This is a genomic window from Methylophaga thiooxydans DMS010 (assembly GCF_000156355.1).
In the GTDB taxonomy this organism is placed as follows: domain Bacteria; phylum Pseudomonadota; class Gammaproteobacteria; order Nitrosococcales; family Methylophagaceae; genus Methylophaga; species Methylophaga thiooxydans.
Genome location: NZ_GG657897.1, coordinates 208,316 through 222,923 on the forward strand (window position 1 = coordinate 208,316; position 14,608 = coordinate 222,923).

Sequence of the window (14,608 nt, forward strand, 5' to 3'; positions counted from 1 at the left end):
TCTGAACACGTAGAGTGATGCATGAGCGAAAAGCTGTTTAAGTCTACCGCAGTTGTCAGTGTGATGACCTTTATCTCACGTATTCTTGGTTTTGTACGCGATATTGTAATTGCCCGTATGTTTGGCGCAGGCCTCGGGGCTGACGTGTTTTTTGTCGCCTTTAAAATCCCAAACTTTTTACGTCGCTTGTTTGCCGAAGGGGCGTTCTCCCAAGCCTTTATTCCTGTCTTAGCCGAGTTTCGGGAAAAGGGCGATGAACCACTCCGGGAGTTGATTGCTAGGACCAGTGGCACGTTAGCGGCCATTTTGATGCTAATAACCGCCATTGGCATGCTGGCAGCCCCCGTATTGATCATGGTCTTTGCTCCAGGGTTTATTGCTGATCCCTATAAACTCGACTTAGCTGGTCAATTATTGACGATCACCTTTCCCTATATCCTGTTTATTTCTTTAACTGCACTGGCAGGGTCGATTCTCAATAGTTTTGGTAAGTTTGCAGTACCGGCCTTTACCCCGGTGTTCCTAAATTTGTCATTGATTGGTAGTGCAATTTGGCTGGCTCCCAACATGGATGAACCTGTTAAAGCATTGGCGTGGGGGGTGTTTATCGGTGGTGTCGTGCAGCTAGTGTTTCAACTACCGTTTTTGCTTGGCATCAATAAACTTCCCAGACCACGATGGGGTTGGCGCAGTGACGGTGTTAAAAAAATCATCAAATTAATGATTCCTGCCATGTTTGGTGTGTCGGTGGCGCAAATCAATTTACTGCTGGATACGTTATTAGCTTCTTTTTTGGTTACTGGCAGTATCTCATGGCTATATTACTCAGACCGTTTAGTAGAGTTTCCATTGGGTGTGTTTGGCATCGCACTGGCCACAGTCATTCTGCCTAGTTTGTCGCAAAAACATGCGTCAAAGTCCGCCGATGCGTTTTCTGACACCATCGACTGGGCATTAAAGTGGGTTTTTTTATTAGGGACACCTGCAGCAATCGGCCTGATTGTGTTGGCAGAGCCATTGTTAATCACTTTATTTCAATATGGTGAATTCACCAGCAGTGATGCACACAAAGCCTCACTGAGTCTGATGGCATATGGTCTGGGCTTATTACCGTTTATTTTCATCAAAGTCTTGGCACCAGGCTATTTTGCGCGGCAGGATACCAAGACGCCGGTCAAAATTGGCATCATTGCTATGGTCAGCAATATGGTTCTGAATATTATTTTGATGATCTACCTTGCACATGTCGGCCTTGCATTAGCCACCGCCTTGTCCGCTGCACTCAATGCTGGATTGCTTTATATCGGATTGAGAAAACGCAATGTCTATACACCTAATCCGGGTTGGGCTTTATTTAGTCTGAAACTGTTGATTTCAAATGCCGGTTTGTTAAGCGTTCTGCTGATCCTGATGCCGACCGCTGAGATCTGGACTAACTGGAATGTGTGGCAGCGTTGTGCGGAACTAGCAGGGTTAATCTTCGGCTCCGCAGCGGTCTATTTTGTATTGCTGGCTTTATTCGGTATCAGAATCAATACCTTGATTCGTCCATTGAGCAGATAAAAAAAGACCCTCCGAAGAGGGTCAAACACGACGAGGACAAAATGTGGGGCTAAAAACGACGACCGATACCCACTCCCCAAACGAATGGATCGATGTCCGTATTGATTTTGAGACGAGCGGCAGCGGTGCCATCAAAATGCGCTTCGGTATCAATGTCGATATATTTGACATCAAAGTTTACAAACCAGTCTTGGTTTAAGGCGACATCAACACCGGCCTGAACTGCCAAGCCCCATGAGCTATCCAACTTGATATCATCACCCTGTGCTGCAACCAATGAGCTACTGGGCACTTTTTCATCGAAAAAGTAAGTGTAGTTAATACCCGCACCTAGGTAGGGGCGTACATCACCGTCAGGTCTGAAGTGATACTGAAGCAATAAGGTCGGTGGTAAAACCTTCGACTCGATCACTTGGCTAGAGCCGTTCATACCCAGACCTCTAGCAGTTATCTCAGCGCCTTTGTGAACAGCGACATTGTGTTCTGAAAAACCCAGAATCAATTCAACACCCCAATTTCGGGTGATCATATAGGTGATATCCAGCTCGGGAACCGTGTCATTATCGACCTTCACACCTTCACCAATGCTAGTGTAAGCGCCGGGGGAGAGCGCATCAGTGTATAGACGGCCACTATCATCATTTGGCGCCACGGTAATCACACGACCACGAACCAGCCAATCACCCGCTTCATAAGCAAACACAGGAGCGGTAACCGCTGATAAGCCTATTGCAGCAAGTAGGATAGTAGCGAGTTTTGTTGTTTTCACGTTTTCATTCCTCCACGGACATAGCTTTTCCATCAATCTGGATAATATTGTCGTGGAGACGCATTCTGGCCGCATTGACCTAGATCAATAATCGTTACGCTAAAGTGAAAACTTAGCCACAGAGTTGTTTGAGCCGCTCAGCATCACGCAGAGAAATCGCTTTATTCTTGGTATAAATCAAACCATCATCCTGAAAGCGGGTAAATAAACGACTTATCGTCTCTACTGCCAGCCCCAGGTGGTTGGCAATATCACCACGAGACATGGTCAGCTGAAAGTCTGCGGCGGAAAAACCACGGTCTTGAAAACGCTTGGAAATAGACAATAAAAATGTGGCTAGTTTTTCTTCTGCCGTTTTTTTACCTAACAAAAACATCAGGCTTTTATCACCCGAAAGCTCTCTGCTCAAACGTGACATTAATTGAATTTGCAGTTGCGGCATAGTGGCGCTGAATTCTTGCAGCTTTTCAAAAGGCAGCTCGCAAACGGTACTGCTCTCCAGGGATTTGGCTGTGGATTTATAGGCTTTTGCATAAATCGCATCCATGCCAATAAACTCACCCGGAAAGTAAAATCCGGTGACATGTTCGCGGCCATCAACAGCCTGCACGGTGGTTTTAAACGAGCCTGAGCGCACAACAAAGATAGAATGGAATGATGTGTCGGTATTAAACAGAGCGTGGCCACGCGGAAAACTTTGACTGCGTTGGATGATTTCATCCAGTTCCGCAAGATCATTTCTATGTAACCCTAATGGCAGGCAGAGCCTGTATAGAGCACAGTCTTGGCAGGCAATATTGTGGTCATGTTCAACTTTGGCGAGGTCATTGAATAACGGTGTAACGTTGCTCGACTGGGCCATAGTGGATCCTATAAATACGACATGGCTTATAATAACCCTTCAAACCCTTGTTAGAAACAGTTATTATCTCCGTTTATTGTCAAATTCAGGACTAACAATGACCACTCGCAGCGCGACCGTAGCGCGAAATACGCTGGAAACCCAGATCGATGTCTCTTTGAATCTGGATGGCAGCGGTCAATTCCAGGCAGAGACCGGCGTCCCTTTCCTTGATCACATGATGGAGCAGATTGCTCGTCACGGTTTATTTGATCTTTCAATAAAAGCCAATGGTGACTTACACATTGATGCTCACCACACTGTGGAAGATATCGGCATCACTATCGGTCAGGCCTTAAAGAAAGCACTCGGCGATAAAAAAGGCGTCGTCCGTTACGGTCATGCTTATGTGCCGTTGGATGAGGCATTATCTCGCGTTGTTTTGGATTTATCGGGTCGTCCTGGTTTTGAATTTAATGTCACCTTTAACCGTGACAAAATCGGCGAATTTGATGTCGATTTGTTCTATGAGTTCTTTCAAGGGCTGGTCAATCACGCGGGCGTGACATTGCACATTGACAACCTGAAGGGCCGTAACGCCCATCACATTGCCGAAACGATTTTTAAGGCCTTTGGTCGTGCTCTGCGTATGGCTGTGGCATTAGATCAACGTGCTTTGGAACAATTACCCTCTACCAAAGGGGCGTTATAATTTTTTGAACTAAAAAATTTATCGTCTCAATTACTCTAAGAAATTTGCATACAGGTCTAACATGCGTCGCGTAGCAGTTATCGACTATGGCATGGGCAATCTTCGCTCTGTCTCCAAAGCATTAGAAGCGGTTTCCAATAAGGTAACCGTAGAGGTTACTTCGGATCCCAGTACCATCCTATCCGCCAGTCATGTGTTATTTCCCGGCGTCGGTGCAATCCGAGATTGCATTGCCGAGTTGCAACGCCTGCAGCTGGATGAAGTTATCGCGCAAGCCGCGCAAACCAAACCCTTCCTGGGCATTTGTCTGGGTATGCAAGCGTTGTTAACACACAGCGAAGAAAACAATGGCACCACGGGTTTGAATATCATTCCAGGTGAAGTCACTTTGTTTGATAAACCGGTTGATGCTGAAGGCAATAAACTCAAAGTCCCGCATATGGGCTGGAATCAGGTTGAACAAACTTGTGCTCACCCTTTATGGAACAATATCGAACAAAATAGTCGTTTCTACTTCGTTCACAGCTATTTTGTCAGTCCTGCAGACGAGGCCGTCATTGCTGGTACCAGTCGGTACCCAGAAAAATTTGCAGCGGCATTACATCGCGATAATATTTTTGCCGCACAGTTTCACCCGGAAAAAAGCCAGCGTGCTGGCCTGCAATTACTTGAAAATTTTGTAAACTGGGACGGTCAGAGTTGAAACCCGCCCAATTAACGGAGAAAAAAATATGTTGTTAATCCCTGCCATTGATCTCAAGCAAGGTCACTGCGTGCGTTTGCGTCAGGGTCGAATGGAAGATAATACCGTGTTCTCTGAAGATCCTGTTGCGGTCGCACGGCAATGGGTAGAAGCCGGTGCGAAACGTTTGCATATGGTTGATTTGGATGGTGCCTTTGCTGGCAACCCAGTTAACGCCGAAGTGATTCACAAAATTTGTAAGACATTCCCTGAACTTGATGTGCAGGTTGGCGGCGGGATTCGTGATGAAGAAACCATTGAAACCTACCTGCATGCCGGTGTGCGTTATGTCATTCTCGGCACCAAAGCCATCAATGCACCGCACTTTGTAGGTGATGTCTGTGCTGAATTCCCTGGCCACATCATCATTGGCCTTGATGCAAAAGACGGTAAAGTCGCGATTGATGGCTGGTCTAAACTATCGAATCACGATGTCATCGATATTGCCCAGCAATTTGAACAAGACGGTGTGGAAGCGATTATTTATACCGATATCAGCCGTGATGGCATGATGCAGGGCGTCAATCTGGAATCAACACGCAAACTGGCAAACGCCATTCAGATTCCTGTTATCGCATCAGGCGGTGTTACTGACTACAACGATATCGAAGCGTTGTGTGCTGCAGAAGATGAAGGTGTAATGGGCGCCATTTTAGGTCGCGCCATCTACGAAGGCACAATCGATCTTAAAAAAGGACAGGAACTGGCGGATAAGCTCAACCCACCGCTGGAGTTCTGATACCAATATGGGGCTCGCAAAACGTATTATTCCCTGCCTGGATGTCGACGCTGGTCGTGTAGTGAAAGGCGTACAGTTTGTTGATATTCGTGATGCCGGCGATCCAATCGAGGTGGCCAAACGCTACGATCTGCAAGGTGCCGATGAAATTACCTTTCTGGATATCACCGCCACCCATCATCAACGGGACACTATGGTTCATGTCGTGGAAGCCGTTGCCAGCCAAGTTTTTATCCCACTCACGGTAGGGGGCGGGATTCGCACTGTCGAAGATATTCGTCGTATGCTCAATGCTGGTGCCGATAAGGTCGGCATTAATTCTGCTGCCGTTAAAAACCCCGAATTTGTTCGTGAAGCCGCCGACAAATTTGGTTCACAATGTATCGTCGTCGCGATTGATGCCAAAAAAGTCTCAGCTGAAGGTGAAATCAATAAGTGGGAAATCTTTACTCATGGCGGTCGCCAACCTACCGGGATTGATGCGGTGGAATGGGCAAAGAAAATGGTCGCCTTGGGTGCGGGGGAAATCTTGCTCACCAGTATGGACAAAGATGGTACCAAGTCCGGCTTTGATCTCGATCTTACCCGCGCTATCAGTGATGCCGTTGATGTGCCTGTTATTGCATCGGGTGGTGTTGGTAAACTGCAGGACCTGACCGACGGCATCAAGCTTGGTCACGCCGATGCCGTTCTTGCCGCCAGTATTTTCCATTTTGGTGAACATACTGTCGCCGAGGCGAAACAACAGATGGCAAATCAAGGTATCGAGGTAAGACTCTGATGGAATGGCTGGATAAGGTAAAGTGGAATCAAGATGGCTTGGTTCCCGTTATCACTCAAGAGTTTGAAACCAAACAGGTATTAACTTTAGCTTGGCTTAATAAAGAAGCATTAAGACTTTGCGCTGAAACTGGTCATGCTGTTTATTGGTCTCGCTCCCGACAAAAGCTCTGGCACAAAGGTGAGCAATCCGGTCATCAGCAAATCATTCAGTCCATTCGCTTAGATTGTGATAACGACGCCGTATTGTTAGAAGTAATACAAAACGGCGGCATTGCTTGCCATACCGGCCGTCATCATTGCTTTTACAACAAACTGGTAGACGATCGCTGGGAAGCGATCGAACCTGTATTGAAAGATCCCAAAGAGATTTACTCATGAGCGATATCATCACCAAACTGAATCACGTCCTTAATGAGCGCAAACACGCTGATGCTGATAGCTCTTATGTTGCCAGCCTCTACGCTGCAGGTATCGACAAGATCCTCAAAAAACTCGGTGAAGAGGCGGTAGAAACAGTGATTGCGGGCAAAGGTGGTGTGCGCGATGAAATCATCTATGAAACCGCGGATTTGTGGTTTCACAGTCTGGTATTACTGGCGCATAATGATATTGATCCACAATTGATTCTGGATGAATTGGATCGTCGCTTTGGATTATCCGGTCTGGACGAGAAAGCCAGCAGGAGCAAAGAATGAGTAACTGTTTATTTTGTAAAATTGTCAGTGGTGAAATTCCTTCAGACAAAGTGTTTGAAGATGAATGGATCTATGTATTCAAAGATATTGCCCCCAAAGCTGATGTGCATTTACTGATTATCCCCAAACAGCATATTGCACGACTGGATCAGACCACTGAAGCAGACGCTGCTCTATTGTCACATATGCTGCTAGCACTCCCTGCTTTAGCTAAACAGCAAGGATTGGAAACCGGATTTCGTACCATTATCAATACAGGACCAGGAGGGGGGCAGGAAGTCGACCACCTGCATATACATTTACTCGGTGGTAAAAAACTGCCTGGCTTTAATTAGGAGCACATTATGGGTATCGGTGGTATCAGCATCTGGCAGTTATTGATTATTCTGGTGATCGTAGTGTTATTGTTTGGCACTAAAAAGCTACGCTCATTAGGTGGTGATCTGGGTAGCGCTATTAAAAATTTCAAAGACTCAATGCAAGAAGGCAAAGACTCGGCGGATGAAGACAAAGACGGTGTGATTGAACATGATGACAACGCTAGCCAACAGCACCGAGAGCAGGATAAGGATAAAACCTCCCGCTAACTTAAGCCAACAGGTCAACTATGTTTGATATCGGTTTTTGGGAAATCCTATTGATTGCGGTCGTCGCCTTGATTGTGGTCGGTCCTGAGCGTCTTCCCAAATTAATCCGTGTTACCGGCTTATGGATTGGTCGGGCGCAGGCTTCTTTGCAATCAATTCGTAGTGAAATTTCTAAAGAATTGCGTGCACAAGAACTTAAAGATGCACTGAAAAAGCCTGACAATATGCCGGATCTCAACGAAAACATCGCCTTCCCGGACGATAGCAAACCGAACAAAGCAAAGGATAAAGACCAGAATGGATGATGATCAGCAACCGTTGATTTCGCATCTGGTTGAACTGCGCGATCGCTTATTGCGTAGCGTTCTGGTGGTTTTATTGGTTGCTGTTTGCCTATTTCCGTTTGCTAATGATCTCTACATCTACTTGTCGGAACCGTTATTAAGGCATTTACCTGAAACCAGTTCCATGATCGCCACTGAAGTGGCCTCGCCGTTTCTGACCCCGTTTAAGCTGACCTTAAGCACTGCGATTATGATGGCAGTGCCATTTCTGCTTTATCAGTTATGGGCTTTTATTGCTCCCGGTCTCTATGAGCATGAACGTAAGCTTGTGTACCCATTATTGTTTGCCAGTACCTTGCTGTTTTTTCTCGGTATTATGTTCGCGTTTTATGTGGTTTTTCCGATAGTTTTGGGATTTTTAACACAGGCCGCACCGGAAGGCGTCGCGGTGATGACCGATATCAGTAGTTATCTGGACTTTGTTCTGAAATTATTTTTTGCCTTTGGGTTGGCATTCGAAGTTCCCATTGCAACCGTATTGCTGGTCTGGACGGGTGCATCAAGCATTGAAAGCCTGAAGCAGAAACGCCCTTATATTATCGTCGGCGCCTTCGTCATTGGTATGTTGCTAACGCCACCCGATATTATCTCTCAAACCTTACTAGCAGTGCCTGTGTGGCTGTTATTTGAACTAGGCCTGCTGAGTGCCCGCTGGTTACCCAAAAAGTCGCAAGAAGACTAGCCAGCGCTGCGCATACGTGTTCCATGCTCTAATGACAGTAAAATTTCCTGAGCGCTCACCTGTTCTGGAAAATAAGCACCAGAAATTTTAGCCGCGTGAATGCTGGCCCCATTCATACTGATGCATTGACTAAAGTCTATGCCGCGCAAATCAGCCTGACGAAAATAACTATTGGAAAAGTCTAAACCTTTTGCAATCAAGCCTTGCAGATTTAGGTGACGAAAATCGCATGAGGTTAAGTCCACCTGCTCACCTGCCGCAACACGTTGATTAAACTCATCAATCTTACCTTCACGCAATAAGCGGTAGAGCGGATGCTCCGATATCACAGGTGTCGTCATATTCATTCTCCTTTGAATTACTTTACTTAGATTACAACCTGTTTTGGGTGATTGTAAATGGTGGAAAAATGACGCTTCGCAGAGGATTTTATTGTGCTATGTTAATTGAAACTCTCAACGCAAAGAGGCGCTACGAATGACAATCAAACAACACCTGATTGATGAAATTGAAGTATTACTGCAATTCCCTTTGGATAGTACGCAAGCTGGTATCAAAATTCACAATACCGCTAAAGAAGGCCTGATTAATGCAGCACAAAACTTATTTGAAAAAGGGTTAATCACCCAACATGATGGTGGCTATCTGACCGATTTAGGTTATGAAGCGGCTGAGCACCTACAGCATGCGCTGAGGATCATTACTTCCTAATTCGCTGATAACACTGAAAGCTGTAATCAAACTCATTGTTTTCATCTGCCTGATGGTCTTCAGAACTGATTAACATCCAGTCCTGCTCAGACCATTCAGGAAACCAGGTATCCCCCGTCAAACTGGCATGCACCCGTGTCAGGTAAAGCGTATCTGCTAGCGGTAATAGTTGCTGATATAGCGATGCACCGCCCATTACCATCATTTCTTCGGCATCACTGCATAAAGCCATCGCAGCTTCTATTGAATTGACCACCTCACAGCCGTCAGCCTGATAATCCTGTTGTTTGGTCAACACGATATTTTGTCGTCCAGGTAAAGGCCTGCCTATCGATTCATGGGTACTTCTTCCCATTATGATGGGTTTCCCCATTGTGGTGCGACGAAAGTACTGCAAGTCAGCAGAAAGCTTCCACGGAAGATCATTCTCTCGTCCGATTAAACGTTGCTCATCCATTGCCACAATAATTGCTATAGCCATACTAACTCTCATCTAAAAATACCTGCCAAGGATACCGTAAATAGGCAGCATAATAAGTCTTGTATAAATGCCCAATAAGATCGATCACAAGCTGTGGATAACTTTACCTGTGGATAAGTCGCATTTTTATCCACAAGAGATCCATTCCGCACGATCAAAGTTATCAACAAGCTAAGATCAAGTTAAGATACTGAATTGACACGCTTAAACAGATCTATTCAACAATCCACAGGCATTAAACATTAACATCACTAAAAAAATATCTTTCTTTCTTTATGTTTAATTAATGACTAGCATTCTTCAAATCGCCGTTCCTTGTCCACTGAGACAATTATTTGATTACCTTTCTGAGGAACCAGAAAATCATTGGCAAGCAGGAATGCGAGTTAGGATTAATTTCGCAAACCGTTCTTGTATTGGCATCGTCATAAAAGCTCGTGACGTAACAAACGATATCGATACAAGGAAATTAAAAGCTATTGATGAAAAGCTCGACGACCAGGCATTAATACCTGAAGAAATCCTTCAAACAGTGTTATGGGTTAGCCGTTATTATCATCACCCTCTCGGAGAATGCTTCCAGGCAGCCCTACCAAAACAACTTAGAAAGGGTGAAACGAGTGATTTACAGCTAGAAAACTGGTGGTTTAAAACCGATCAGCAAAGCAATAAGAAATTAGGAACAAAGCAGCAAGCCTGTATCGACTTTTTAAACGATTACCCTGATGGGATTAGTCAGGCTGCAATGAAAGCCCATTTAGGCACTGTTCTCTCATCGTTAAAAGCGCTCGAACAAAAAAATCTAGTCAAACAAGAACCCTTTCCCAAACTGCCCATTGCTCAGGTTGAACTCAGTGTTCCATTTGAGCTGAATAATAAACAAAAAACTGTGATTGAAGCGGTGTGGCAAAAAAAAGCCCAATTCCAACCGTTTTTGCTAGAAGGTATTACCGGAAGTGGTAAAACCGAGGTCTATACTGAGCTCACAGAAAAGATCATCGCGGAAGGAAAGCAGGTCTTAATTCTAATTCCTGAAATCGGTTTAACCGGGCAATTCGTTGACCGTTTCAAGAAACGCTTAAATACCAATATTGTAGTGTTGAACTCTGCAGTATCCGATGGTGATCGCAAGCAAGGCTGGCTATTAGCGAAACGCGGATTGGCAAAAGTCATTATCGGAACGCGATCTGCAGTCTTTACACCCTTGCCCGATGCAGGCCTCATCATCATTGATGAAGAACATGACGCTTCCTACAAACAGCAAGATGGTTTGAAATACCACGCCCGTAATGTCGCCTTAATCCGTGCTCAAAAAAGAGGGATCCCAGTATTAATGGGCAGTGCGACCCCTTCCTTGGAAAGTTTGTACCAAGTCGAACAACAACGTTATCAATTACTGCAACTGAAGCAGCGTGCAGGTGGCGCAGCATTACCTAAAGTACAGCTAATCGACAGTAATGCTGCACATCCTGATCATGGCTTAAGTCAGTTATTGCTAAAAAACATGCATCAGCATTTGAATGCCGGCAATCAAGTTATTTTATTTATCAATCGCCGCGGCTATGCGCCAGTATTGATGTGTCATGACTGTGGTTGGCAAGCGAAGTGTCAGCATTGTGATGCCAGAATGGTCGTGCACCAGCAACGCAACATCCTGTTTTGTCATCACTGTGGTTTTATACAACGGTTGCTTGAAGCATGCCCTGAGTGTGAGTCTAAACAACTTAAAAGCTATGGCGCCGGTACCGAAAAAATAGAACAGGTTTTACAAAAACTCTTTCCTGACACAGCTGTGGTCAGGGTGGATCGGGATACCACGCAACGGGTGAATGCCTTTAACGATATCGTTGCAGACATCAAACAGGGGCAGGCTAGAATTTTGGTAGGCACACAAATGCTGGCCAAAGGTCATGATTTTCATGATGTGACCTTAGTTGGTGTTTTAGATACGGATCAAGGCTTATACAGTGCTGATTTTCGTGCAACCGAGAATTTGGCACAAATGATCACCCAAGTGACGGGTCGAGCAGGGCGAGGAGATAAAAAAGGGGAGGTGATAATACAAAGTCAGCAACCTCAGCATCCTTTCTGGGAAAGTTTAATCCAACAGGGCTATAAAAAAACCGCACAGGATTTATTGCAAGAGCGTATTGATATGGCAATGCCCCCGGTTTCTAACTGGGCTGTGATTCGTGCTGAAGCGCAAGAACGCCATCAGGCCATGGATTTTCTACAAGCCGTCACCAGTATTTTGCACTCGACACAACAACAGCACGTTTTAATTCTCGGTCCAGTACCCGCAATTATGGAAAAAAAGGGAGGCCGTTTCCGCGCTCAACTTTTACTGACTTGCCAACAACGCAAACCCTTACATCAATTACTTGATCAACATATTCAGGCAATTGGCAGTCATAAACTGGCACGGAAACTCAGGTGGTCAATTGATATCGATCCGATGGATCTACTCTGAAACTCGAACCGTTAAGTTAAACCTTGCCAAAACAAGGATGTAATCCACCCTGTGGATCGGGTAAAATGCGCGACACCATTCAATTTGCATTCAAGGCTTCACAACGTTGAAAGATCAACTGAAAAACCTGGTTGGCCAGGCGTTATCCATTTTTATTCAAAAACACGGGTTAGAGATCGATCTCCCCGAGATTCAGATAGAGCGCACTAAAGATAAAACGCACGGTGATTTCGCCTGCAATATTGCGATGATGCTGGCAAAACCAGCCAAAATGAATCCACGCCAAATTGCCACGGATATTGTTGAAGCATTACCGACCAGTGACGTTGTAACTCAGGTTGAAATAGCCGGTCCTGGATTTATTAACTTTTTCCTGTCGGCGGAAGCCAGTCAGCAGGTGGTCAAAGAAATCCTGTCTAAAGCAGAGAAATACGGTCAAAGCCAGATTGGTAAGGGTAAAAAAGTACAGGTGGAATTTGTTTCTGCTAATCCCACCGGCCCCTTACATGTTGGGCATGGTCGTGGTGCAGCTTATGGATCGGTAGTCAGTAGTCTGCTCAATGCCGCGGGCTTCAATGTGCATCGTGAATACTACGTTAACGATGCGGGACGCCAGATGGATATTCTGGGTACGAGCGTTTGGTTACGTTACCTGCAAGCCTGTGGTGAAACCATTACCTTTCCAAGCAATGGCTACCAGGGGAGCTATGTCCTCGATATTGCCGCTGAACTCAAACAAACGTTTGCAGAGCAGTTCCGTCATCCGGCTGACGCGGTGTTTGATGGTGTACCTGCTGATGAACCACAGGGTGGTGATAAAGAATTACACATTGATGGTTTGACCAATCAAGCCAAACAGCTGTTAGGTGAAGCGAATTACCGCATTGTGTTTGATAAAGGGTTGAATGCGATTCTGGGTGATATTCGTGATGATCTAGCTGAATTTGGTACCGAGTACGATGAATGGTTCTCAGAGCGGTCACTCGTTGAATCCGGTGAAGTAGAGAAAGCTATCGAACAATTAAAACAGGCCGGTCAGTTATACGAAGAGAAAGGCGCATGGTGGTTTAAATCGACAGATTATGGCGATGAAAAAGACCGTGTGGTGATTCGTGATAACGGTCAGGCAACCTATTTCGCTTCGGATATCGCCTACCATCTCAACAAATACCAACGCGGTTTTGATGAAATCATCGATATCTGGGGTGCTGATCACCATGGCTATATTCCGCGGGTGAAAGCATCGATGCAGGCCATGCAGCAAAATGTCGATCAGTTGAAAGTCTTATTAGTGCAGTTTGCTGTTTTGTACAGAGGCGCTGAAAAGGTTGGTATGTCAACGCGTAGTGGTGAATTTGTCACCTTGCGTCAGCTTCGTGATGAAGTCGGTAAAGATGCCGCGCGCTTCTTCTACGTGATGCGTGGTGCCGATCAACATATGGACTTTGATTTGGAGTTGGCAAAATCACAAAGCAACGATAATCCGGTCTATTACGTACAGTACGCCCATGCTCGTGTTTGTAGTGTGTTTAGACAATTGACCGAACGCGGCCACGCCTGGGATAAGGCGACTGGTGAACAACACCTCGATCGCCTAACGGAAACGCATGAGGATGCGTTAATGACCATGTTGGCTAAATACCCAGAAATTCTGGAAACCGCTGCGTTAAATCACACACCACATTTGCTGGCGCATTACCTGACCGATTTAGCGCGTGACTTCCATACTTACTACAATGCCCACCAGTTTATTGTGGATGATAATGAACTCAGTCAAGCGCGTTTAACACTGATTGAAGCGGTGCGTCAGGTGATTCAAAACGCACTTACCGTGATGGGTGTATCCGCACCGGAATCGATGTAAGAGGCTAATGGTGGCTAAACGAAATACCCGAAACGATAACACTTCCCGTTCTTTACCTTGGGGGCCGATGCTGCTGAGTTTCGCAGTGGGGGCTTTCATCATGTTCTTATTGCACATCAAGGACAATATCCCGGAAGACAAAACCAGTCAGACCAACAATAAAAACCAACAACAAGAAAAAAAAGGTGTTGAGCCGACATTTGATTTTTATACCTTGCTGCCAGAAATGGAAGTGGTGGTAGAAAATAAAAATAAAGGCAAACAACCGGTCGTGACTTCTCCACCGCAAACGCTTAAGCCTCAGCCTGAAGCCCCCCCTGCGGCTGAACCGACAGCGAGTTATATGATTCAAGTGGGATCATTCAAAAAATTAGCCGATGCGGATGGATTTCGTGCCAAGTTAGCCTTATTAGGTATTGAGTCTAAAGTTCAGACCGTTACTATAGACAACAAAGATACATGGCATCGCGTTCAGGTTGGTCCTATTGCTGGTCGTAATAAGGCCGATGCGGTGCAAAAGCAGCTACGCCAAAATGATATTGATTCTTTGCTGTTGCGAGCCAAACACGGCTGATGCCCTAGCAAAGAAAAGCGCGACACCTCTGCTATTGCTTGCAATACTGGC

The 14,608-nt window shown here is 45.5% G+C and carries 19 protein-coding genes; 15 read left to right on the top strand and 4 right to left on the bottom strand.

Translation table 11 applies throughout. The annotated features are described in order from the left end of the window. Positions 1-21 precede the first annotated feature (21 nt). Positions 22-1,563 (top strand): murein biosynthesis integral membrane protein MurJ, encoded by a 1,542-nt coding sequence (gene murJ / locus MDMS009_RS07905; protein WP_008291116.1) that lies wholly within the window; start codon positions 22-24, stop codon positions 1,561-1,563. A gap of 49 nt (positions 1,564-1,612) precedes the next feature. Here the strand turns inward: murJ and MDMS009_RS07910 are convergent, their stop codons facing one another. Both MDMS009_RS07910 and fnr read right to left on the bottom strand, forming a co-directional pair. Continuing rightward, positions 1,613-2,332 (bottom strand): OmpW/AlkL family protein, encoded by a 720-nt coding sequence (locus MDMS009_RS07910; RefSeq protein WP_008290887.1) that lies wholly within the window; start codon positions 2,330-2,332, stop codon positions 1,613-1,615. Between the two features lie 112 nt (positions 2,333-2,444). Then, positions 2,445-3,194 carry a fumarate/nitrate reduction transcriptional regulator Fnr gene (gene fnr / locus MDMS009_RS07915; protein WP_008291091.1) on the bottom strand — a complete coding sequence of 250 codons (750 nt, stop codon included), beginning with the start codon at positions 3,192-3,194 and terminating at the stop codon, positions 2,445-2,447. A gap of 97 nt (positions 3,195-3,291) precedes the next feature. Here fnr and hisB point away from each other — a divergent pair, with 97 nt between their 5' ends. From hisB to tatC, 10 genes are all read left to right on the top strand, one after another. Continuing rightward, complete coding sequence (gene hisB / locus MDMS009_RS07920; RefSeq protein ID WP_036311247.1) at positions 3,292-3,885, top strand: imidazoleglycerol-phosphate dehydratase HisB; 594 nt, start codon at positions 3,292-3,294, stop codon at positions 3,883-3,885. A 61-nt stretch (positions 3,886-3,946) separates the two neighbouring features. Continuing rightward, the gene (gene hisH / locus MDMS009_RS07925) at positions 3,947-4,588 is read left to right on the top strand and encodes an imidazole glycerol phosphate synthase subunit HisH (RefSeq protein ID WP_008290982.1); all 642 of its coding nucleotides are present in this window, start codon (positions 3,947-3,949) and stop codon (positions 4,586-4,588) included. A 28-nt stretch (positions 4,589-4,616) separates the two neighbouring features. Continuing rightward, positions 4,617-5,366, top strand: a complete 750-nt coding sequence (gene hisA, locus MDMS009_RS07930) for a 1-(5-phosphoribosyl)-5-[(5-phosphoribosylamino)methylideneamino]imidazole-4-carboxamide isomerase (protein WP_008290965.1) — start codon at positions 4,617-4,619, stop codon at positions 5,364-5,366. A 7-nt stretch (positions 5,367-5,373) separates the two neighbouring features. Beyond that, positions 5,374-6,147 carry an imidazole glycerol phosphate synthase subunit HisF gene (hisF, locus tag MDMS009_RS07935; RefSeq protein WP_008291108.1) on the top strand — a complete coding sequence of 258 codons (774 nt, stop codon included), beginning with the start codon at positions 5,374-5,376 and terminating at the stop codon, positions 6,145-6,147. Then, the gene (hisI, locus tag MDMS009_RS07940) at positions 6,147-6,527 is read left to right on the top strand and encodes a phosphoribosyl-AMP cyclohydrolase (protein WP_008291018.1); all 381 of its coding nucleotides are present in this window, start codon (positions 6,147-6,149) and stop codon (positions 6,525-6,527) included. Before hisF ends, hisI begins: the two co-directional genes overlap by 1 nt. Beyond that, positions 6,524-6,844 (top strand): phosphoribosyl-ATP diphosphatase, encoded by a 321-nt coding sequence (locus tag MDMS009_RS07945; protein ID WP_008291045.1) that lies wholly within the window; start codon positions 6,524-6,526, stop codon positions 6,842-6,844. The genes hisI and MDMS009_RS07945 overlap by 4 nt, the downstream gene beginning before the upstream one ends. After that, positions 6,841-7,179 (top strand): histidine triad nucleotide-binding protein, encoded by a 339-nt coding sequence (locus MDMS009_RS07950; protein ID WP_008290880.1) that lies wholly within the window; start codon positions 6,841-6,843, stop codon positions 7,177-7,179. The genes MDMS009_RS07945 and MDMS009_RS07950 overlap by 4 nt, the downstream gene beginning before the upstream one ends. Positions 7,180-7,188: 9 nt before the next feature. Then, entirely contained in the window at positions 7,189-7,431 is a 243-nt protein-coding gene (gene tatA / locus MDMS009_RS07955; RefSeq protein ID WP_008291080.1) for a Sec-independent protein translocase subunit TatA, read from the top strand. Positions 7,432-7,451: 20 nt separating this feature from the next. Next, complete coding sequence (gene tatB, locus MDMS009_RS07960) at positions 7,452-7,736, top strand: Sec-independent protein translocase protein TatB (RefSeq protein WP_008290994.1); 285 nt, start codon at positions 7,452-7,454, stop codon at positions 7,734-7,736. Continuing rightward, positions 7,729-8,457, top strand: a complete 729-nt coding sequence (gene tatC, locus MDMS009_RS07965) for a twin-arginine translocase subunit TatC (protein WP_008291165.1) — start codon at positions 7,729-7,731, stop codon at positions 8,455-8,457. Before tatB ends, tatC begins: the two co-directional genes overlap by 8 nt. Here tatC and MDMS009_RS07970 read toward each other — a convergent pair. Beyond that, on the bottom strand, positions 8,454-8,798 hold the full coding sequence (locus tag MDMS009_RS07970) for a pentapeptide repeat-containing protein (protein ID WP_008290894.1): 345 nt from the start codon (positions 8,796-8,798) through the stop codon (positions 8,454-8,456). The two genes, tatC and MDMS009_RS07970, sit on opposite strands and share 4 nt — an antisense overlap. A 136-nt stretch (positions 8,799-8,934) precedes the next feature. Here MDMS009_RS07970 and MDMS009_RS07975 point away from each other — a divergent pair, with 136 nt between their 5' ends. After that, positions 8,935-9,168 (top strand): TIGR02647 family protein, encoded by a 234-nt coding sequence (locus MDMS009_RS07975; protein ID WP_008291163.1) that lies wholly within the window; start codon positions 8,935-8,937, stop codon positions 9,166-9,168. Here MDMS009_RS07975 and folA read toward each other — a convergent pair. After that, positions 9,158-9,649 carry a type 3 dihydrofolate reductase gene (gene folA / locus MDMS009_RS07980; RefSeq protein WP_008291052.1) on the bottom strand — a complete coding sequence of 164 codons (492 nt, stop codon included), beginning with the start codon at positions 9,647-9,649 and terminating at the stop codon, positions 9,158-9,160. The genes MDMS009_RS07975 and folA overlap by 11 nt on opposite strands. 286 nt (positions 9,650-9,935) lie before the next feature. On the opposite strand from folA, the gene MDMS009_RS07985 reads away from it, so the two are divergent. The 3 genes from MDMS009_RS07985 (at position 9,936) to MDMS009_RS07995 (ending at position 14,557) form a co-directional block, all read left to right on the top strand. After that, the gene (locus tag MDMS009_RS07985; protein WP_008290956.1) at positions 9,936-12,119 is read left to right on the top strand and encodes a primosomal protein N'; all 2,184 of its coding nucleotides are present in this window, start codon (positions 9,936-9,938) and stop codon (positions 12,117-12,119) included. Positions 12,120-12,225: 106 nt separating this feature from the next. Next, a complete protein-coding gene (gene argS, locus MDMS009_RS07990; RefSeq protein ID WP_008290953.1) occupies positions 12,226-13,983 on the top strand; it encodes an arginine--tRNA ligase in 1,758 nt (585 codons plus the stop codon). Positions 13,984-13,990: 7 nt separating this feature from the next. Continuing rightward, positions 13,991-14,557, top strand: a complete 567-nt coding sequence (locus MDMS009_RS07995) for an SPOR domain-containing protein (RefSeq protein ID WP_154646998.1) — start codon at positions 13,991-13,993, stop codon at positions 14,555-14,557. Positions 14,558-14,608: the final 51 nt, after the last annotated feature.